Raw genomic sequence first — 19,229 nt, forward strand, 5'->3', positions numbered from 1 at the left:
CGGCCGGCAGCGCCAGCTTGTGCTCGGCCGCGTGCTGCTCGACGGCGGCCTGCACCTTCGGGTCGCCGAGCAGGCGATGGATCAGCACCTGGCGGCGGGTGCGCTGGAACGGCCGCACGCCGATGCGCAGGCGCGACGACACCTCCTCGAGGACGACGTTGCTGCGGCCGGCGACGAACCAGCGCAGCGCCGGCATCAGGAGCCGCGTCGCCACGGTCCACGCCGCCAGCGCGGCGACAACGGCGAACAGCCAGAACGGGAGGGTGACGGCGTCGTTCATGGTCCGGTGGGCGCTGGCGCGGTCAGCGTGACGGCGCGTCGGCCACCTCGTCGCCGAGCGGCTGGCGCTCGCCGGCCGCTGGCGTCAGCGGTGCCGGCCGGACGACGTTGCCGCGCAGCAGGTCGCGGCCGGCGCGGAAGTCGCCGCTCGTCTGCTGCACGGCGAGGCGACGCGCGTCGCGGCGGCGGACGTCGGCGACCAGCTCGGCCGCTTCCTCTGCCGGCACGTCGAGCGCCACCAGCGCCGCCTCGCTGAAGCGCAGCGCCGACTCGAGCGTCTCGCGGATCTGGTACTCGACGCCGAGATCGATCAGCTTGAGGGCATGACCGCGGTCGTAGGCGCGGACCAGCACCTTGACCAGCGGGAACTCGTCGCGGACGAGCTCGGTGATCTTCAGCGCGTCGTCGGGCTTGTCCACGCAGACGGCGATCGCCTGCACCTTGCTCGCGCCGCTGGCGTGCAGCACGTCCAGCCGCTTGCCGTCGCCGTAGTAGACCTTGAAGCCGAAGGCGCCGGCGGCCCGGATCATGTCGGTGTCGTTGTCGATGATGCTGACGCTGACGCCGCGCGCCAGGAGCGCCTGGGAGGCGATCTGCCCGAAGCGCCCGAAGCCGATCACGAGCACGCTGGCGACGAGGCCGTCGGCGGATTCGATCCCGTCCATCGACTTCGCTGCGGCCGCCGGCATCAGCCTGGTGATCAGGAGCATGACCAGCGGCGTCAGGGCCATCGAGGCGATGACGACGGTCGTGAACACGGCGTGGGTGCGCGCATCGAGGATGCCGCTTGCCGCAGCCGTGCTGTAAAGCACGAACGCGAACTCGCCGCCCTGTGCCATCAGGGCGCTGCGGTAGATCGCTTCGCGCGGCGCCGACTTCGTCGCCCGCGCCACGGCGTAGATGGCACCGGCCTTGACGACCATGAACGCGGCGACCCAGCCGAGGATCGGGCGCCAGTCGGTGCCGATCACGCCGAGGTCGAGGGCCATGCCGACGCCGAGGAAGAAGAGGCCGAGGAGCAGGCCGCGGAACGGCTCGATCTCGGCCTCGAGCTGGTGCCGGAAGGTCGACTCGGACAGCAGCACGCCGGCGAGGAAGGCGCCCATCGCCATCGACAGGCCGCCGAGCTGCATGAGCAGCGCCGCGCCGAGGACGACGAGCAGCGCCGCCGCCGTCATCACCTCGCGCGCGCCCGACTTGGCGAGCAGGCGGAACAGCGGGTTCAGCAGCCAGACGCCGGCGCCGACGAGCGCCGCCAGCGTGCCGATCGCGATCGCCACCTCGTGCCAGCGCGCACCGGCGGTGCCGACGGCGCCGGCCGGCACGAGCAGGGCGACGATGGCCAGCAGCGGCACGATGGCGAGGTCCTCGAGAAGCAAAATGGCGACGATGCGCTGCGCCGGCTCCGTCGCCCCGACCCCCCGCTCCTCGATGATCTGCATGACGATCGCCGTCGACGTGAGCACGAAGCCCATCGCGGCGATGAAGGCGACCACCGGCGCGAGGCCGGCGCCGATGCCGATGCCGGTGAGCAGGGCGCCCGCCGCGAACACCTGCAGGCTGCCCAGCCCGAAGATCTGCCGGCGCATGCCCCAGAGCCGCGTCGGCTGCATCTCGAGGCCGACGATGAAGAGGAACATCACGACGCCGAGCTCGGCGACATGAAGGATCGCTTGCGGGTCGGTGAAGAGGGCCAGGCCGAACGGGCCGATGGCGAGTCCCGCGGCGAGGTAGCCGAGCACCGAGCCGAGGCCGAGGCGCCTAAACAGGGGCACGGCCACGACGGTTGCGCCGAGCAGGGCCACGACACGGACGAGATCGCCTGCTCCGCTTTCGACTGCCACGTGGGTCCCTCCACCCCGATCCGATGGCCCGATTCTGGCGGGCGCCGTAACATACCTGCAAAACGAGAAGGAGGGCGGCATGCCGGTGATCGTGGTCGCGAATCCGAAGGGAGGCGTGGGCAAGACGACGCTGTCGACCAACCTCGCGGGCTACCTCGCATCGCGCGGCAAGGCGGTCATGCTGGGCGACGTCGACCGCCAGCAATCGTCGCGGACCTGGCTGGACCTGCGTCCCGCGGGCCTGCCGAGGATCGCCGCCTGGGAGGCCGGCGACGGCGAGGTCGTGCGGCCGCCCAAGGGCACGACCCATGTCGTGCTCGACACCCCGGCCGGCCTGCACGGGCGCCGCCTCGACGAGGTCATGAAGCTCGCCGACAAGGTGCTGGTGCCGCTGCAGCCGAGCATCTTCGACATCCACGCCACGCACGACTTCATCGGCCATCTGCTCGCACACCGGCGCAGCGACAAGGTCTCCATCGCCGTGGTCGGCATGCGCACCCGCGAGGGCACGATCTCGACCGACCAGCTGCGCACCTTCCTCCAGGGCGTGCGCGTGCCCCTGCTCGCCTTCCTGCGCGACACGCAGAACTACGTGCACCTGGCGGCGCACGGACTGACGCTGTGGGACGTCGCCTCGACGCGCTTCGCCGGCGACCGCGACCAGTGGGCGCCGATCGTCACCTGGGTGAACTGAACGGGCCACCATGAGAATCTTCCGCAGCCTCGCCGAACTCGAGTCGCTCGTCGGCCAGGAGGTCGCCGTCAGCGACTGGATCGATGTGACGCAGGAGCGCATCCGGCTCTTCGCCGAGGCGACCAACGACCACCAGTGGATCCACCTGGACGCCGAGCGCGCGAAGGCGGGGCCGTTCGGGACGACCATCGCGCACGGCTTCCTGACGCTCTCGCTGCTGCCCGAGATGAGCGCGTCGGCGTTCAGCGTCGAGGGCACGCGCATGGGCGTGAACTACGGCCTGAACCGGGTCCGATTTCCGGCGCCGGTGCCGAGCGGCAGCCGGCTGCGCGGGCGCTTCAAGCTCCTCAGGTACGAGCCTCTCGACGGCGGCGCGCAGGTGACGATGGAAGTGACGATGGAACGCGAGGGCTTCGACAAGCCGGTCTGCGTCGCCGAGTCGCTGTCGCGACGCTTCGTCTGACGTACGGGCTGCTGGCGATCTCGCGATCATGGCCGGCGCCACCCAGGTCCTGATCGCACCGCACGGACCGGCTGTGGCCGGTCCCGCCGCCGCCGCCGGGCCGGCGCCGGTCGACGCCTTCCTGCTCCTGCGCGACCACGTCCGCAGCACCTTCGCCTTCAACCGCACGTCGCTGGCGGGTCACGCGGTCGGCGCCGCGATCGTGCAGATCATCTTCGCCAGCGTCGCGCCCCCGAGCCTGCGCCTGGCCTGGGGGCTCGCCTTCGTCGCGGTGTGGCTGGCGCGGGTCTGGCTCGCGCTTCGCTTCGAGCGATTCGAGCCGCGCACGGCGGCGCACCTGGCGCGGCGGCTGCGCACCTGGCACGTGGGCGTGCTGGCCTCCGGCGCGCTCTGGGGCGCGGCGGCGTGGTTCTTCTCGCCCTACGGGACCGGGCTGCACCAGCTCGGGCTGGTCCTCATCGTCTACACCTTCTGCGTCGCCTGCGTGCCGATCCTGTCGCCGCAGTTCCGCCTCTTCGTCGCCTTCGTCCTCCTCGTCTTCGTGCCGGCGATCGCCCGCGTTGCCCTGCAGGACCCGGAGCACGGCTGGCGCATCGCGCTGGTGATGACCGTGGCCATGGGCATGACGATCCTGCTCGGCCGCAATTACCGGCAGTCGTTCGACGGCGTCATCGACCTGAAGCTGCGCACCGAGGCGCTGGCCGTCCAGCTCGCCGCGGAGAAGGCAGTCGCCGTTGCGGCACGGCACGAGGCCGAAGTGGCGAACCGCTCGAAGACCCAGTTCTTCGCCGCCGCCAGCCACGACCTGCGCCAGCCGCTGCACGCGATGGGCCTGTTCGCCGAGGCGCTGCGGCAGCGCACGCACGAGCCGGAGGTGGCGCAGCTCGTCAACAGCGTCAACGAGTCGGTCGACGCGCTCGAGGGCCTGTTCTCCGAGCTGCTCGACATCACCCGCATCGACAGCGGCGGCGTCGAGGTGAATCCGGAGAGCTTCGCGATGGCCGAGATCTTCCGCAAGATCCGCCTGCACTGCGAGCCGGCGGCGTTCGAGAAGGGGCTCGGCCTGCGCATCCGCGGTGGCCAGCACGTGGCCCTGGCCGATCCGCTGCTCGTCGAGCGCATCGTCCGCAACCTGGTCGGCAACGCCATCCGCTACACCACCGACGGCACCGTGCTGCTGAGCTGCCGTCGCCGCGCCGGCCGCCTGCTGCTGCAGGTCTGGGACACCGGGCCGGGCATCCGCGCCGAAGAACGCGCCCGCGTCTTCGAGGAGTTCTACCAGGTGCCGGGCACGGCGACGCGGACCGCCGAGCAAAAGAAGGGGCTGGGCCTGGGCCTGGCGATCGTCAGGCGGCTGGCGGCGCTGATGGACGCGCCGCTCGCCCTGTCGTCCGAGGTCGGCCGCGGCTCGGTGTTCACGCTCGAGCTGCCGCTGGGGCACGAGGCGCGTGCTCCGGCTCGCGCGGGAGCCGGCAAAGAGCCGCCCGGCATCAGCCTGACGGGCCGCCTCATCGTCATCGTCGAGGACGAACCCGCGGTGCGCGCGGGGCTGCAGGTGCTGCTTGCCGGCTGGGGCGCGAGCGTCGTGGCGCTCGACAGCGTCGCGGCGACGCGGGCCTGGGCCGAGGCGGGCGACCCGTCCGTGGCGCAGCCCTCGCTGGTCATCGCCGACTACCGCCTCGAGCCCGGGGCGACGGGCGTGGCCGCCATTACCTTGCTGCGCAACCGCTTCGGCGCCGACCTGCCGGCGATCGTCGTGACCGGCAGCACCCTGAGCGGGCACGAACAGGAGGCGGTCGAGCACGACTTCCACGTCCTCGTCAAGCCGGTCCTGCCGAACAAGCTGCGGGCCATGATTGCCTTCAAGCTGGCCGCCCGCTAACAGTCCTGGACAGAGCCTGCGCGGCCGCTGCCGCCCGGATGCCTACGTCGGCTGGTAGGCCAGCCTGACGTAGATCGGGGCGAAGGCCTCGGCCTGCGTCACCTCGAGCAGGTGTTCGCGGGCGAGCTCGAGCAGGGCGATGAAGGTGACGACGACCACGGGCATGCCCCGGCTGGCGTCGAACAGCTCCTCGAACAGGGCGAAGCGCCGGCCCTGCAGGGCGCGCAGGACGCCGCTCATGTGCTCGCGCACGCTGAGGTGCTCGCGCGAGATCAGGTGGTGCTGGTTGAGGCGGGCGCGCTTGAGGATCTCGAGCCAGGCGTCGCGCAGGTCGGCGACGTCGACCGCCGGCAGGCGCGTCGCCGGCTCTTCCTCGATCGCCACCCTGGCGGGCAGGAAGTCGCGGCCGAGCAGCGGCAGCGCATCGAGCCGCGCCGCGGCGAGCTTCATCTGCTCGTACTCGACGAGGCGGCGCACGAGCTCGGCGCGCGGGTCCTCGATTTCGCGACCGTCGGCCGTCTTCTTCGGCGGCAGCAGCATGCGCGACTTGATCTCGATCAGCATCGCGGCCATCAGCAGGTAGTCGCTGGCGAGCTCGAGGTTCGAGCGACGGATCTGCTCGACGTAGGCCAGGTACTGGCGAGTGACGCTGGCCAGCGGGATGTCGAGGATGTTGAAGTTCTGCCGGCGGATCAGGTAGAGCAGGAGGTCGAGCGGGCCCTCGAAGGCCTCGAGGAAGACCTCGAGCGCGTCGGGCGGGATGTAGAGGTCGGTCGGTAGGTCGAACAGCGGCTCGCCGTAGAGCCGCGCGACCGCGATGTGGTCGACGACGGCCACTTCGGCCTCGGCGACCGGCATGTCGTGCATCAGGGTCGCGCCCTCAGGGCTTGCTGTGGTAGACGTAGGGCTGCTGGCGCACCCGTGAGTCGTCGTACTCGTCCTGGGCGACCCGGTCGACGCGGCGGTCCCACCAGAGCGCGCGGCCGCGCCGCTGCTCGTCCTCGAGCGAGGGGTTCCTGGCCTTCAGCTCCTGGATCAGGTTCGTGATGTCGGAGGTGTAGGGCTTCCAGAAGAGCGGCATGGGTGGTACGGGCCTGGGCGCGAAAGCGGCAAGTCTACCGGCCGTGGCCACGACCGAGGCCGGCGGGAGGCTAGGCCATGACCCGGCGCAGGTGCTGGCCGTCGCGCAGGAACTGGTGCGGCTCGCCGACGATCCAGCGCGCCAGGTCGTCGAGGCGGGCTGAGCCGACCTCGAAGGCGGGGAAACTCACCCGCACGGTCTCGAAGCCGTCGAGGTTGACGATCAGAAAGTCGATCCGGGCCGCGTCGTGCTCCGGCAGCAGGCGAACGCTGCTGACGAAATCGGCGACGAACTGGAAGCGCTTCTCGACGAAGCGACCGTTCGCCGGGTCGCGGATCACCTCGCTGTCGAAGTTCGCTCCGCACTGGCGCAGGCGCGACTCGAGCTTCTCGATCTCGGGCGGGAAGTCCTTGGCGAGCGTCACCCGCTGCCCGGTGCGCGCCGAGAAGTTGAGGACCACATGGTCGAACACCTCGGCATGGCGGAGCTTCTTCATGCGCGAGTCGGCTCGGAAGTCGCCGAAGCGGAGCTGGTTGAAGACGGTGCGGTTGTCGAGGCGCCAGACGGCCTTCGAGGCTGGCTGCAGGACGTTGAGCTGCTGGGCCAGCGTGTTCAGGTAGCGTGCCGCGACTTGGCAGGCGGAGTCGGTGACCATCGCGTTGCGCTGCAGCGCGCCGATGTCCTGCGTCTGTTGCGCGCGCGCCTCCTCGGCCTGGCGCTTCAATTCGTCGAGATAACCCACGGGCCAGGCCTGCTAGGACGCAAGGGCGGAGTGCCCGCGGAAAGCATATCGCAGGGCTCGTCGCAGGCGGGCCGGATTTCGTGGACTACGTCGCCCCGGGCCTGCCGTCGCTGCGACCGGCGAGGGCCGCGAACGCGGCCTGGCGATCGGAGAACAGGTTCTCCGCGCCGATGACCGTGTCGATGCCCGACTGCCTGAGCGCCTGCAGCGGCTGCTCGTTGAAACCGGCGACGACCAGCCGCACGCCGGCGCGGGCGAGGGCGCGGTGCAGGTTCTCGATCGCGTTCAGCCCGGACGCGTCGGTCGAGACGAGCTGATGCGCATCGAGCACGAGCACCGTCGTTCCCGGCGGCAGCTCGTCGGCGACCGACTCCAGCTTGGCGACCGCGGCGAAGAACAGCGGCCCGTACAGGCTGTAGACGGCGACCCCCGGCGGCGCGGGGGCACGGTCCGGTTCGACGCGGAACAGCGCGCTCATCCGGTAGACGAAGACGATGCAGGCGATCGCCAGGCCCACCTCCATCGCCACCGTGAGGTCGACCATCACGGTGAGCAGGAACGTGCCGACCAGCTTGGCCCGGTACTCGACGGCAAAGGCACCGAGGCGCCGGAACGCGTGCCACTCGCCCATGTTCCAGGCCATGAAGAGGAGGATGCCGGCGAGCACCGGCAGTGGCACGCTGGCGGCGAGCGGCGCGGCGACGAGCACGATGACCAGCAGCACCGCGGCATGCACGATCCCGGCCACCGGGCTGGTCCCGCCGGCGCGGACGTTGGTCACGGTGCGGGCGATCGTTCCGGTGGCCGGGATGCCGCCGAAGAACGGCGTCACGATGTTGGCCACGCCCTGCGCCATCAGCTCCTGGTTCGGGTCGTGGCGCTTCTGCGTCGTCAGGCCGTCGGCGACGCGGGCGCAGAGCAGCGACTCGACCGCGCCGAGGAGGGCGATGGTGACGGTCGGCACGAACAGGCGCTGCACGCTGGCCCAGTCGAAGTCGGGCCAGACGAAGGCCGGCAGGGCCTGCGGGATGCCCCCGAAGCGGGTGCCGATCGTCTCGACCGGGAAGTCGAGCCAGGCGGCGAGCGCAGACAGGCCGACGAGGGCGACGATCGGCCCGGGGATGCGCGTGGCCCGGTGCAGCGCGTGCCGGGTCCACAGCGCCATCGGAGACGTCGCGGGTTGGGCTCCGGCAGCCGTTCCGTCACGCGCACCCGGTCGCGGCGGTGCCGCCAGCCTGGCCCAGAGCAGCAGGCCGAACAGGCAGGCGAGGCCCAGGCCGATGGCGTAGGGATTGGCGTCCCGGGCGTGCATGGCGATGGCGTGCGCCTGGGCGAAAAAGTCGGCCGGCACCTTGCCGAAGTCGAGGCCGAGCAGGTCCTTCAGTTGCGAAAGAGCGATCAGCACCGCGATGCCATTGGTGAAGCCGATGACGATGGAGATCGGGATCAGCCGGACCAGGGCGCCGAGCTTGAACCAGCCGAGCGCCATCAGGATCACGCCGGCGAGCACGGTCGAGATGATCAGGTTGGCGACGCCGTAGCGCTGGACGATGCCGTAGACGATGACGATGAAGGCGCCGGCCGGGCCGCCGATCTGCACGTTCGAGCCGCCGAGGGCCGAGATCAGGAAGCCGGCGATGATGGCCGTGAAGATGCCCTGCTCGGGCTTGACGCCGCTGGCGATGGCGAAGGCCATGGCCAGCGGCAGGGCAACGATGCCGACGGTGATGCCGGCCGCGGCATCGGCCAGGAAGCGCCGCCGGTCGTAGTCGGCGAGCGAATCGAGCAGGCGAGGCCGGAAGGTGTGCAGGCGCGCCGCGATCCGCTCCCGACCGGTCTCGCCGGGTGCGGCTGCCGTCGGTTCGGAGGGCGGCGCCGTCATCGTCCCGGCCGGCGTTCAGCGAACGCGCAGGCCGGGCACCGCACCCTTGTGCGGCTCGAGGATGAAGAGTCCGGGCTGCGACTTGTCGTCCGCATGCGATGCGGCGAGGACCATGCCTTCGCTGAGGCCGAACTTCATCTGCCGCGGGGCGAGGTTGGCGACCACGACGGTCAGCCTGCCGACCAGCTGCTCCGGCGTGTAGGCCGACTGGATGCCGCTGAAGACGACCCGCATGCGCGCCTCGCCGACGTCGAGCGTCAGCTTGAGCAGCTTCTTCGATCCCTCGACCTTCTCGCAGGCGACGATGCGGGCGATGCGCAGGTCGAGCTTGGCGAAGTCCTCGATGCCGATGCCGGGCGCGATCGCTTCGCCGCCGGGAAGGGGAAGGGCGATTTCCGTCGCGGCAGCGGGCGCGGGCGCCGGGGCGACGATCGATGCGGGCGCGGCCGCGGCGGGCGCGTCGAAGAGGGCATCGATCTGCTTGGCGTCGACGCGCTGCATCAGGTGCCGGTAGGTGCCGATCCGCGTCAGCAAGGGCGGGCTCTCCGACCAGACCAGCGGCGCGCTGCCGAGGAAGCGCTCGGCCTCGGCCGCGAGCATCGGCAGGACTGGCTTCAACCAGCAGGTGATGTGCTGGAAGGCGCGCACGCTCGCCGAGCACGTGGCGTGCAGGTCGGCGCGCGACGCGGCGGCGTCCTTCTTCGCCAGCTCCCAGGGCTTCTTGGCATCGAAGGCCTGGTTGGCCAGGTCGGCGAACTCCATCGCCGTGCGCAGCGCCTTGCCGAACTCGCGCGTCTCCCAGAGGTCGCCGATGAGCGTCGCGTACCGGCCTTCGCGCACCATGGCGTCGACCTGGCGCTGCGCGCCTTCGTCGACCCGGCCGTCGAACAGCCGGTTCAGGAAGCCGGCGGCGCGGCTGGCGATGTTCACGTACTTGCCGACGAGGTCGCTGTTGACGCGGGCGACGAAGTCGTCCGGGTTGAACTCGACGTCCTCCACGTGCGAGTTCAGCTTGGCGGCGATGTAGTAGCGCAGCCACTCGGCGTTCATGCCGATCTCGAGGTAGCGAAGCGGCGAGATGCCGGTGCCGCGGCTCTTGCTCATCTTCTCGCCGCTGACGGTGATGAAGCCGTGCACGTGGATGCGGTCCGGCACCTTGCGGCCGCTGAACTTCAGCATCGCCGGCCAGAACAGGGTGTGGAAGTAGGTGATGTCCTTGCCGATGAAGTGCACTTGCTCGACAGCCGGGTCGGCCATGAACTCGTCGAAGGAGCGCGTCTCGCCCTTGGTCTTCGCGCCGCCGCGGTCGAACCAGTTCTTCAGCGACGCCAGGTAGCCCACCGGCGCGTCCAGCCACACATAGAAATACTTGCCGGGCGCGTCGGGAATCTCGATCCCGAAGTAGGGCGCGTCGCGGCTGATGTCCCAGTCGGCGAGGCCGCCGTGGCCGTGCTCGTCGACCTTGAACCACTCGCTGATCTTGTTCAGCACCTCCGGCTGCAGCCGCCCGGGCTCGTGCGTCCACGCCTGCAGGAAGTCGAGGCAGCGCTGCGACGAGAGCTGGAAGAAGTAGTGCTCGCTCGACTTCAGCACCGGCACCGAGCCGGTCAGCGCCGAGGTCGGGTTCTTCAGCGCCGTCGGCGCATAGACCGAGCCGCAGACCTCGCAGCTGTCGCCGAACTGGTCTTTCGCGGCGCACACCGGGCACTCGCCCTTGACGTAGCGGTCGGGCAGGAACATCGACTTCACCGGGTCGAAGAACTGCTCGACGCTCTTGACCGCGATGAGGTCTTCCTTGCGCAGGTGCAGGTAGATGTCCTTCGCCAGCGCATGGTTCTCGGCACCGTCGGTCGAATGCCAGTTGTCGAAGGAGATGTGGAAGCCGTCGAGGTAGGGCTGCCGGCCGGCGGCGATCTCGGCCACGAACTGTTGCGGCGACTTGCCGGCCTTCTCGGCGGCGATCATGATCGGGGCGCCGTGCGCATCGTCGGCGCAGACGAAATGCACCTGATGACCCTGCATCCGCTGGAACCGCACCCAGATGTCCGCCTGGATGTACTCCATCATGTGGCCGATGTGGAACGGCGCGTTGGCGTACGGCAGGGCGGTCGTGACGAAGAGCTTGCGGGACATGGGGTGACCGGCGGCCGGTAAACGTCGGATTTTAGGGACGCTCTGCCAGAATTCGGCCATGCAGCGCAACATCAGCGCGACGCTCGTCGCCGGGTCCACGCTGGCGCTGGTGCTGCTGGCCTGGAACATGGCCGTGACGGTCTCCAACATCAGTCAGCTCCGGCACGACACGACCCGGGTGCAGCAGAGCGGCGAGGTGCTGCGAGCGCTCGACAAGCTGCGCCTGCTGCTCGACGACGCCGAACGCGGTCAGCGCGGTTTCGTGCTCACCGGCAGCGACGAGTACCTCGCCCCCTACGAGGCGGCCGGCAGCTCGATCGGCGACCAGCTCGGCGAACTCGGCCGGCTGCTCGTGGACGATCCGGGCCAGCAGGAACGTCTCTCGCAAGCGCGGCGGCATGTGCAGGCCGAGCTCGCCGAGCTCGCCCGGACGATCGACCTGCGGCGCCGGCTCGGCTTCGACGCCGCCCGGGAAGCGATCCTGTCCGGCGCCGGCGTCGCCGAGATGGGGACCGTGCGCTCCAGCCTCGAGGGCATGAGCGCCGTAGAGGGGCGCAGGCTGCAGGAGCGCCACGCCGCTGCCGACAGCACCTACCGCAACGCCCTCGCCTCGGGTCTCGTCAGCGGTGTGACGGCCCTGCTGGCGGTGCTCGCCTTCGCGCTCCTGTTCGGCCGCCACCTGCGCGCCCACGCCCGCGCCGCGGCGGCGCTGGCGGCCGAGGCGGAGAAGTCCCGCATCACCCTGGCCAGCATCGGCGACGCCGTGATCGCGACCGATGCCCAGGGCCGGATCACGAGCGTGAACGCGGTGGCCGAGTCGCTCACCGGCTGGAGCGAGCAGGAGGCCCTCGGGCAGCCGCTCGCGACCGTGTTCCGGATCATCGGCGAGGCCCACCGCGAGCCGCTCGAGAGCCCGGCGACGCGGGCACTGCGCGACGGTGCCGCCGTCGGCCTGACCCCGGACGCGCTGCTGTTGCGGCGCGACGGCACGGCGTTGACCATCGACGACAGCGCCGCGCCCATCCGCTCGGGCGACGGACGCGCCGCCGGTTGCGTCCTCGTCTTTCGCGACAGCTCCGAGCGCAAGCGCAACGAACGGGCGCTCGCCGATGCCCAGGCGCAGCTGCGCGGCACCGTCATGCAGATGGCGATCCCGACGATGGTCTATGCCGAGGACGGGGAAGTGGTGCTGGTCAACGATGCCTGGACCGGCATCTCGGGCCACCGTGCGGCCGACATCCCCTGCCTGCGCGACTGGACCTCGAAGGCCTACGGCCCGCGCGGCGAGGAGATCCTCGAGGCGCTCCAGGGCATGTTCGGCCTGGCCGCCGTCGTCGACAGCGGCGAGCGCTCGATCACCACGGCGAGCGGCCAGACGCGCACCTGGCACTTCTTTACCGCGCCCCTGGGCAGCGACGCTGCCGGCCGGCGCATGCTCGTCAGCAACGCCATCGACGTCACCGACCAGAAGCGGATCAGCCGCTGCCTCGAGGACAGCGACGCGCGCCTGCGTTTCGCGCTGGACGCGGCCGGGCTGGGTCAGTGGGAGCTCGACCCGGCCGACGGCACGGCCAGCCGGACACCGGGCCACGACCGCATCTTCGGGTACGCCAAGATGCTGCCGGACTGGAACGTCGCAATGTTCCTGCGCCACGTGCTGCCGGAGGACCGTCCCGGGATCGAGCAGGCCATCGGCGCAGCGACGGCCAGCGGCGGCAACTGGGACATCGCCTGCCGGATCCTGCGCGCGGACGGCGAGGTCCGCCACATCTGGGCCCGGGCCAGCCCGCTGCGCGATGCGCAGGGGGCCGTCGTCCGCATCCTGGGCATCGTCGGCGACCGGACCCGCGAGGCCGCGGCGGTGCAGGCGCTGCAGGCGGCCGACAAGCGCAAGGACGATTTCCTGGCGACCCTGGCGCACGAGCTGCGCAACCCGCTCGCCCCGTTGCGCAACTCGCTGGCCATCCTTCAGCTCGCCCCCGATGACCCGCAGCGCTTCGAGCACGCCCGCGGGCTGATGGTCCGCCAGGTCGAGCACCTGGTGCGCCTCATCGACGACCTGCTCGACGTCAGCCGGATCCGCCTCGACAAGCTCACGTTGCGGCGCGAGCGCGTCGACCTGGTCGGGATCCTCGAGCAGGCCGTCGACAGCCTGCGCCCGGCGGCCGAGCGCGCCCGCCAGACGCTCGAGGCGGCGCTGCCGGCGGCCGAGGTGCCGCTCGACGCCGATCCGGCACGTCTGGCGCAGGTCTTCGCCAACCTGATCGGCAATGCCCTGAAGTTCACCCCCGAGCGCGGCCGGATCGAGGTGAGGGCGTGGCGCGAAGGGCAGCGCGCCGTGGTCTCGGTCCGCGACGACGGCATCGGCATCGCCGCCGAGCACCTGCGCAGCGTCTTCGAGATGTTCTCGCAGGTCGACGCCTCGCTCGACCGGTCGCAGGGCGGGCTCGGCATCGGCCTGAACCTGGTCAGGCGCCTCGTCGACCTGCACGGCGGCGCGATCGAGGCCAGGAGCCAGGGGCTGCATCGGGGCAGCGAGTTCGTGGTCACCCTGCCGGTGGCGAACGAGGAGCGGCGCGCGCCCGTCGATGCCGCAGGCCCTGTCGCCGCGCTGCGGCCGCTGCGCATCCTGGTCGTCGACGACAACGAGGACAGCGCCGACACCCTGGCCATGCTGCTGGCGCTCGAAGGCCACGACGCGCACATCGCCCGCGACGGCCTCCAAGCCCTGGCGCGGGCCGCCACGCTGCGCCCCGAAGCGGTCCTGCTCGACCTCGGCCTGCCGGGGCTGAACGGCTACGAGGTGTGCAGGCGCCTGCGCACCGAGCCCTGGGGCGAGGAGATGGCCATCGTCGCCGTGACCGGCTGGGGCCAGGACGAGGACCGGCGCCGTTCCGCGAGCGCCGGTTTCGACGGCCACCTCGTCAAGCCGGCGACCCTTCCGGACGTCTCGCGTGTGCTTGCCGGGGCCATCGGCGGGATCGATCTCGCCGCCACATCGCTGCGCTAGACTGGCCCGAAGGCGGCACGCCGTTGCTGCCAGAGCGCCTCTCATGTCCGTCAACGAATCCGATCTCCAGAAGGCGCTCCAGGCCATCGTCGACCCCGAGACCGGCCGCGATTTCGTCTCCACGAAGCAGCTTCGCAACCTCCGCGTACAGGGCGGCGACGTCGCCTTCGACGTCGAGCTCGGCTATCCGGCGAAGACCCAGATCGAGGGCCTGCGCCGCAGCCTGATCGAAGCCGCGCGCAGCGTGGCCGGGGTCCAGAACGTCAGCGTCGGGGTCGCCTCGAAGGTGGTTCCGCATGCCGTGCAGCGCGGCGTCCAGCTGCTGCCGAACGTGAAGAACATCGTCGCCGTCGCGTCGGGCAAGGGCGGTGTCGGCAAGAGCACGACGGCCGTCAACCTGGCCCTGGCGCTGGCCGCCGAGGGCGCCCGCGTCGGCATCCTCGACGCCGACATCTACGGCCCGAGCCAGCCGATGATGATGGGCATCGAGGGCCGGCCGGAGTCGGCCGACGGCAAGACGATGGAGCCGATGGAGAACTACGGCGTCCAGGTGATGTCGATCGGCTTCCTGGTCGAGCAGGACAACCCGATGATCTGGCGCGGCCCGATGGTCACCCAGGCGCTCGAGCAGCTGCTGCGGCAGACGAACTGGAGCGAGCTCGACTACCTGATCGTGGACATGCCGCCCGGCACCGGCGACATCCAGCTGACGATGTCGCAGCGCGTGCCGCTCACCGGCGCGGTGATCGTGACGACGCCGCAGGACATCGCCCTGCTCGATGCCAAGAAAGGCATCAAGATGTTCGAGAAGGTCGGCGTGCCGATCCTCGGCATCGTCGAGAACATGGCCGTGCACGTGTGCGAGAAGTGCGGCCACGTCGAGCACATCTTCGGCGAGGAGGGTGGCAAGCGCCTGGCCGCCGAGTACAAGATGGACTACCTCGGCGCCCTGCCTCTCAACCTGTCGATCCGGGTCCAGGCCGACAGCGGCCGGCCCAGCGTGGTCAGCGACCCGGACGGCGAGATCGCCGGCCTGTACAAGCGCGTCGCGCGCCAGGTCGCGGTGAAGATCGCCCAGCGCAGCAAGGACTTCTCGGCGAAGTTTCCGACCATCAGCGTCTCCAAGGACACCTGAGGCGATGGACGACGAGCCGGCGCCGGAGCCCGCGCCCAAGCGCGAGCGCCCCGGCATCCGTGTGGCGGTCGTGATGGAGCGCGAGACGGCGCCGAACCGGTACGAGGACTGGCGCTTCTGCATTGCCGACGTCGTCGCCGACGAGCCGGCCTTCGGCAGCGAGCCGCGCGTGCTGCGCGACGACGGCAAGCGGCAGCTGACCCTGCACCCCGGCTTCGCGCTCGAGCTGTACCGCGACCAGGCCGAGGGCTACTACCTGAACCTGAGCTCGGGCGCGCCGGTCTGGTTCGTCGTCTGGCGCGTCGACGAGGCGGATCCGTCGAGGGCCGCACCCGAGACGGTGAGCCTGTCGTACCACGAGGCGGGGCGCTGGCTCGATGCGCAGGAACACGTCGACAACGTGCCGCTGGCGCCGGAGCTCGCCGCCTGGCTGCAGGCCTACACCGACGAGCACCACCGGCCCCAGCCGAAGAAGCGCCGTCGCCCGCAGTCGTTCCTCGCACCGGGGGAGCGGTGAGCACGGCGGACGAGGGCTTCCTCGCCCGCTGGGCGCGGCGAAAGTCCGGCGACAAGACGCCACCCGACGCGCAGCCGCGGCCTTCGACCGAGATGCGGCCGGCGGCGGTCGAGGCCGCTTCGCCTGGCGCGCCTGCGGCTTCGGGCGCGCCCGCGGCTCCGGCGGCGGCCGAGCCCGTTCCCTTGCCGACGATGGAGGATGTGGCGGCCTTGACGCGCGGTTCCGACTACTCGCGCTTCGTCCAGCCCGGCGTCGGCCGCGACGTCAGCAACGCGGCGATGAAGAAGCTGTTCAGCGACCCGCACTTCAATGTCATGGACGGGCTCGACACCTACATCGACGACTACGGCAAGGCCGATCCGATCCCGCCGGCGATGCTGCGCCTGATGAACCAGGCGGTGTCGCTGGGGCTGTTCGACGACGAACCTGCCGCGGACCCGCCGGCTGCCGCACCGGCAGCGGCCCAGGCTTGTCCGGATGGCGGCGCCCGCACCCCGCTGGCACAGTCGGCGACGCCCCCGCCGACCGCTCCCGCGCCTTCCTCTGCTGCCTCCGTGCCCGATCCGGCACCCGACCTCTGCCCCGATGACGACCCTGATCTGCGACTGCAACCGGACGATGCCCCTGGACGCCGCGGCCCTGAGCCGGGCCCTCGGGCCTGACGCCGGCGTCGCCACCGTCCACTCCGTCCTCTGCCGGCGCGAAGCCGGAGCGTTCCAGCGCGCGGCCCGCGACGGCGCCGACCTGCTCGTCGCCTGCACGCAGGAAAGCCGGCTCTTCCTGGAGCTCGCCGAGGCGACCGAAGGCGTGCCGAGCCTCGCCGAGCGGCCGATCCGCTTCGTCAACATCCGCGAGACCGGCGGCTGGTCGAAGGACGCTGCCGCGGCCCTGCCGAAGACGGCGGCCCTGCTCGCCGTCGCCCGGCTGGCCGACGCCGAGCCGGTGCCGACCGTGTCGTACGCGTCGGCAGGGCGCGTGCTCGTCATCGGCGCTGCCGACGCCGCCGTCCGCGCCGCCGCGATGCTCGGCGACAAGCTGGAGGTGAGCCTGCTCCTGCCCGGCCCGGGCGGCACCTTGCCGCAGACGCGCTCGATGCCGGTCCACGCCGGCCGGCTGACCCGCCTCGGCGGCTGGCTCGGTGCCTTCGAGGCGAGCTGGTCGAGCGCCAACCCGATCGACCTCGACCTCTGCACGCGCTGCAATGCCTGCATCGAGGTCTGCCCGGAGCAGGCGATCGACTTCACCTACCAGATCGACCTGGCCCGCTGCACCGGCCACCGCCAGTGCGTGCGGGCCTGCGAGGCCGCCGGTGCGATCGACTTCCAGCGCGCTGCCGAGGAGGTGACCGAGTCCTTCGACCTGGTGCTCGACCTGCAGGCCGTGCCGGCGATCGCCCTGCACCAGCCGCCGCAGGGCTACTTCCACGCGGCAGACGATGCCGCGCTCATCGCCGCGGTCCTGCAGCTGCGCGAGTGCGTCGGCGATTTCGAGAAGCCGAAGTTCTTCCAGTACAAGCAGAAGATCTGCGCGCACAGCCGCAACGAGCAGATCGGCTGCACCGCGTGCATCGACGTCTGCTCCGCGGCGGCGATCCGCAGCGATGCGTCGATGAAGGGCTCGACGCGCGAGGTGCGAAGCGGCGAGTCGCCGGTGCGGGGCGGAATCATCGTCGAGCCGCACCTGTGCGTCGGCTGCGGCGCATGCACGACGGTGTGCCCGAGCGGCGCCCTCACGTACGCCGTGCCGCGGCCGCACGAGCAGGGCGCGCGCATCCGGACCCTGCTCTCGACCTACGCGCGGGCCGGCGGCCGCGACGCCGCCGTGCTGATCCACAGCCAGGGCGCAGGCGCCGGGGCCATCGACGCGCTCGGCCGGGCGGCCCGCGTCGACCCGGCCGTGCAGGGCCTGCCGGCGCGCGTCCTGCCGCTCGAGGTCTGGCACACGGCGTCGGTCGGCATCGATCTCTGGCTGTCGGCGATCGCCTTCGGCGCGTCGCAGGTCTGGGTCCTGGTGACGCACGAGGAGGCGCCTGCCTACCGGGACGCGATCGCGGCGCAGATGCAGGTGGCCGAAGCGATCCTGGCCGGGATGGGCATGGCCGGCGAGCACTTCCGCATCGTCGGCGGGGGCGAGGTCTCGCGCCTCAAGGCGCAGCCCGCAGGCGCCGGCCCGGTCGCGGCTAAGGCGCCGCTCGCCGGCCGCACCGAAGAGGCCCTGCTGCGCCTCGACCGCGCCCTGCAGCGCCCGCCGGCATCGACGGTCCGGCGCGCCGCCACCTTCGCGGTGCAGGCAGAGAAGCGGACGACGCTGGACCTCGCCATCGAGCACCTGATGCAGGATGCCCAGGCCCTGCAGGGCGAGATCGCCCTTCCGGCGGCGAGCCCGCTCGGCGCCATCGTCGTCGATGCCGGCGCCTGCACGCTTTGCCTGGCCTGCGTCGGCGCCTGCCCGGAGGCGGCGCTCGCCGACAACCCGGACCTGCCGCAGCTCCGCTTCATCGAGAAGAACTGCGTCCAGTGCGGCATCTGCGCCAGCACCTGCCCGGAAGACGCGATCACGCTGCAGCCGCGCCTGCTCCTGGCCGAGGCCGGCAAGGCGCGCAGGCAGGCCCGCGTCCTGAACGAAGCCCAGCCCTACCGCTGCATCCGGTGCGCCAAGCCGTTCGGCACGCTGCAGGCGGTGGAGGCGATGCTGGGCAAGCTCGCCGGCCATGCCATGTTTCAGGGCGCCGCGGCCGAACGGCTGCGCATGTGCAGCGATTGCCGCGTCGTCGACATCCACAGCAGCGCGAGCGAAGTGCGCATCGACGAGCTGTGAGCGACCTCGCCAAGGCAGGTCCCCCCCTCGCCAGGGCCGGGATCGACGACGCGGCTGCGCCCGGCCTCTCCTCGGCCGATGCCGCCGAGGAGCTGGCCCGCGCCGAGGTCTACGGCCTCCTGGCGCAGCTGTTCCATACCCCGCCGGACGAGGCGCTGTACGCGCAGTTCGCGGTCGCCGTGACCGAGGCGCCGGTGCCCGGCGCCTTCCTCGAGGCGAGCTGGCGCGATCTGGTCGGCACGGCGCGCCGGCTCCCGCTCGAAAGCGTGCGCGGGGAGTTCGATGCGCTGTTCCAGGGCATCGGCAAGCCGGAGGTCTTCCTCTACGGCTCGTACTACCTGGCGGGGGCGCTGAACGAGAAGCCGCTCGTCGAGCTGCGCGACGACCTGCGTAAGTTCGGCCTGGAGCGGTCCGAAGGCTCCGGCGAGACCGAGGACCACGTCGCCAGTCTCTGCGAGGTGATGCGCTACCTGATCGCCGGCGAGGACGTCGGCACGAGCAACCTCGCGACGCAGCGACGCTTCTTCGACGCCCACATGCGGGGTGTCGTCGACCCCCTGTGCGAAGCGATCGAGGCCCATTCCCTGGCCGATTTCTATCGCGCCGTCGCGGTCTTCGCCAGGGACTTCTTCGCGGTCGAGAAGCAGGCCTTCGAGTTGCTGGACGCCTGAGCCCGGACGCTGGTGGGGTCGACCCCCTCCGTCGCGGGTGCTAACCCGGTTTATGGCCCTGCAGTATCCTGCTAGGCTC

The 19,229-nt window shown here is 71.1% G+C and carries 16 protein-coding genes; 9 read left to right on the top strand and 7 right to left on the bottom strand.

Annotated features, from left to right (window positions below; all coding sequences use genetic code 11):
- Positions 1 to 280 (bottom strand): hypothetical protein (locus AC30N0_RS05105; RefSeq protein WP_489516850.1); only part of this gene is annotated, 280 nt, incomplete at its 3' end.
- A 22-nt stretch (positions 281 to 302) separates the two neighbouring features.
- Positions 303 to 2,123 carry a monovalent cation:proton antiporter-2 (CPA2) family protein gene (locus AC30N0_RS05110; RefSeq protein ID WP_489516851.1) on the bottom strand — a complete coding sequence of 607 codons (1,821 nt, stop codon included), beginning with the start codon at positions 2,121 to 2,123 and terminating at the stop codon, positions 303 to 305.
- 79 nt (positions 2,124 to 2,202) lie between these two features.
- On the opposite strand from AC30N0_RS05110, the gene AC30N0_RS05115 reads away from it, so the two are divergent.
- Genes AC30N0_RS05115 through AC30N0_RS05125 form a run of 3 tightly spaced genes read left to right on the top strand, consistent with a single transcriptional unit; the run spans position 2,203 to position 5,162 of the window.
- Entirely contained in the window at positions 2,203 to 2,817 is a 615-nt protein-coding gene (locus tag AC30N0_RS05115; RefSeq protein ID WP_489516852.1) for a ParA family protein, read from the top strand.
- 10 nt (positions 2,818 to 2,827) lie between these two features.
- Positions 2,828 to 3,280, top strand: a complete 453-nt coding sequence (locus tag AC30N0_RS05120) for a MaoC family dehydratase (protein ID WP_489516853.1) — start codon at positions 2,828 to 2,830, stop codon at positions 3,278 to 3,280.
- Positions 3,281 to 3,308: 28 nt separating this feature from the next.
- Positions 3,309 to 5,162, top strand: coding sequence for an ATP-binding response regulator (locus AC30N0_RS05125; protein WP_489516854.1), 1,854 nt, complete (start codon positions 3,309 to 3,311; stop codon positions 5,160 to 5,162).
- Between the two features lie 42 nt (positions 5,163 to 5,204).
- Here the strand turns inward: AC30N0_RS05125 and AC30N0_RS05130 are convergent, their stop codons facing one another.
- From AC30N0_RS05130 to metG, 5 genes are all read right to left on the bottom strand, one after another.
- Positions 5,205 to 6,029 (bottom strand): segregation and condensation protein A, encoded by an 825-nt coding sequence (locus AC30N0_RS05130; RefSeq protein WP_489516855.1) that lies wholly within the window; start codon positions 6,027 to 6,029, stop codon positions 5,205 to 5,207.
- Between the two features lie 13 nt (positions 6,030 to 6,042).
- Positions 6,043 to 6,243: a DUF3460 family protein gene (locus tag AC30N0_RS05135; RefSeq protein ID WP_489516856.1), complete on the bottom strand. Its 201-nt coding sequence runs from the start codon at positions 6,241 to 6,243 to the stop codon at positions 6,043 to 6,045.
- 70 nt (positions 6,244 to 6,313) lie between these two features.
- Positions 6,314 to 6,985, bottom strand: coding sequence for a hypothetical protein (locus AC30N0_RS05140; protein WP_489516857.1), 672 nt, complete (start codon positions 6,983 to 6,985; stop codon positions 6,314 to 6,316).
- An 85-nt stretch (positions 6,986 to 7,070) separates the two neighbouring features.
- A complete protein-coding gene (locus AC30N0_RS05145; protein ID WP_489516858.1) occupies positions 7,071 to 8,867 on the bottom strand; it encodes a SulP family inorganic anion transporter in 1,797 nt (598 codons plus the stop codon).
- 15 nt (positions 8,868 to 8,882) lie between these two features.
- Positions 8,883 to 11,000 carry a methionine--tRNA ligase gene (gene metG / locus AC30N0_RS05150; RefSeq protein ID WP_489516859.1) on the bottom strand — a complete coding sequence of 706 codons (2,118 nt, stop codon included), beginning with the start codon at positions 10,998 to 11,000 and terminating at the stop codon, positions 8,883 to 8,885.
- A gap of 58 nt (positions 11,001 to 11,058) precedes the next feature.
- Between metG and AC30N0_RS05155 the strand changes: the two genes are divergently transcribed.
- The 6 genes from AC30N0_RS05155 to AC30N0_RS05180 are packed head-to-tail and all read left to right on the top strand — an operon-like array spanning position 11,059 to position 19,150.
- Entirely contained in the window at positions 11,059 to 14,010 is a 2,952-nt protein-coding gene (locus AC30N0_RS05155) for a CHASE3 domain-containing protein (RefSeq protein ID WP_489516860.1), read from the top strand.
- A gap of 43 nt (positions 14,011 to 14,053) precedes the next feature.
- On the top strand, positions 14,054 to 15,145 hold the full coding sequence (apbC, locus tag AC30N0_RS05160; protein WP_489516861.1) for an iron-sulfur cluster carrier protein ApbC: 1,092 nt from the start codon (positions 14,054 to 14,056) through the stop codon (positions 15,143 to 15,145).
- 4 nt (positions 15,146 to 15,149) lie between these two features.
- Complete coding sequence (locus AC30N0_RS05165) at positions 15,150 to 15,662, top strand: DUF3305 domain-containing protein (protein ID WP_489516862.1); 513 nt, start codon at positions 15,150 to 15,152, stop codon at positions 15,660 to 15,662.
- Positions 15,659 to 16,324, top strand: a complete 666-nt coding sequence (locus AC30N0_RS05170; protein ID WP_489516863.1) for a DUF3306 domain-containing protein — start codon at positions 15,659 to 15,661, stop codon at positions 16,322 to 16,324. Before AC30N0_RS05165 ends, AC30N0_RS05170 begins: the two co-directional genes overlap by 4 nt.
- Positions 16,248 to 18,479 carry a 4Fe-4S dicluster domain-containing protein gene (locus AC30N0_RS05175; RefSeq protein ID WP_489516864.1) on the top strand — a complete coding sequence of 744 codons (2,232 nt, stop codon included), beginning with the start codon at positions 16,248 to 16,250 and terminating at the stop codon, positions 18,477 to 18,479. The genes AC30N0_RS05170 and AC30N0_RS05175 overlap by 77 nt, the downstream gene beginning before the upstream one ends.
- A complete protein-coding gene (locus AC30N0_RS05180; RefSeq protein ID WP_489516865.1) occupies positions 18,476 to 19,150 on the top strand; it encodes a TorD/DmsD family molecular chaperone in 675 nt (224 codons plus the stop codon). The genes AC30N0_RS05175 and AC30N0_RS05180 overlap by 4 nt, the downstream gene beginning before the upstream one ends.
- Positions 19,151 to 19,229: the final 79 nt, after the last annotated feature.

It is taken from the genome of Rhizobacter sp. (assembly GCF_031412495.1).
Lineage (GTDB): Bacteria > Pseudomonadota > Gammaproteobacteria > Burkholderiales > Burkholderiaceae_C > Schlegelella_A.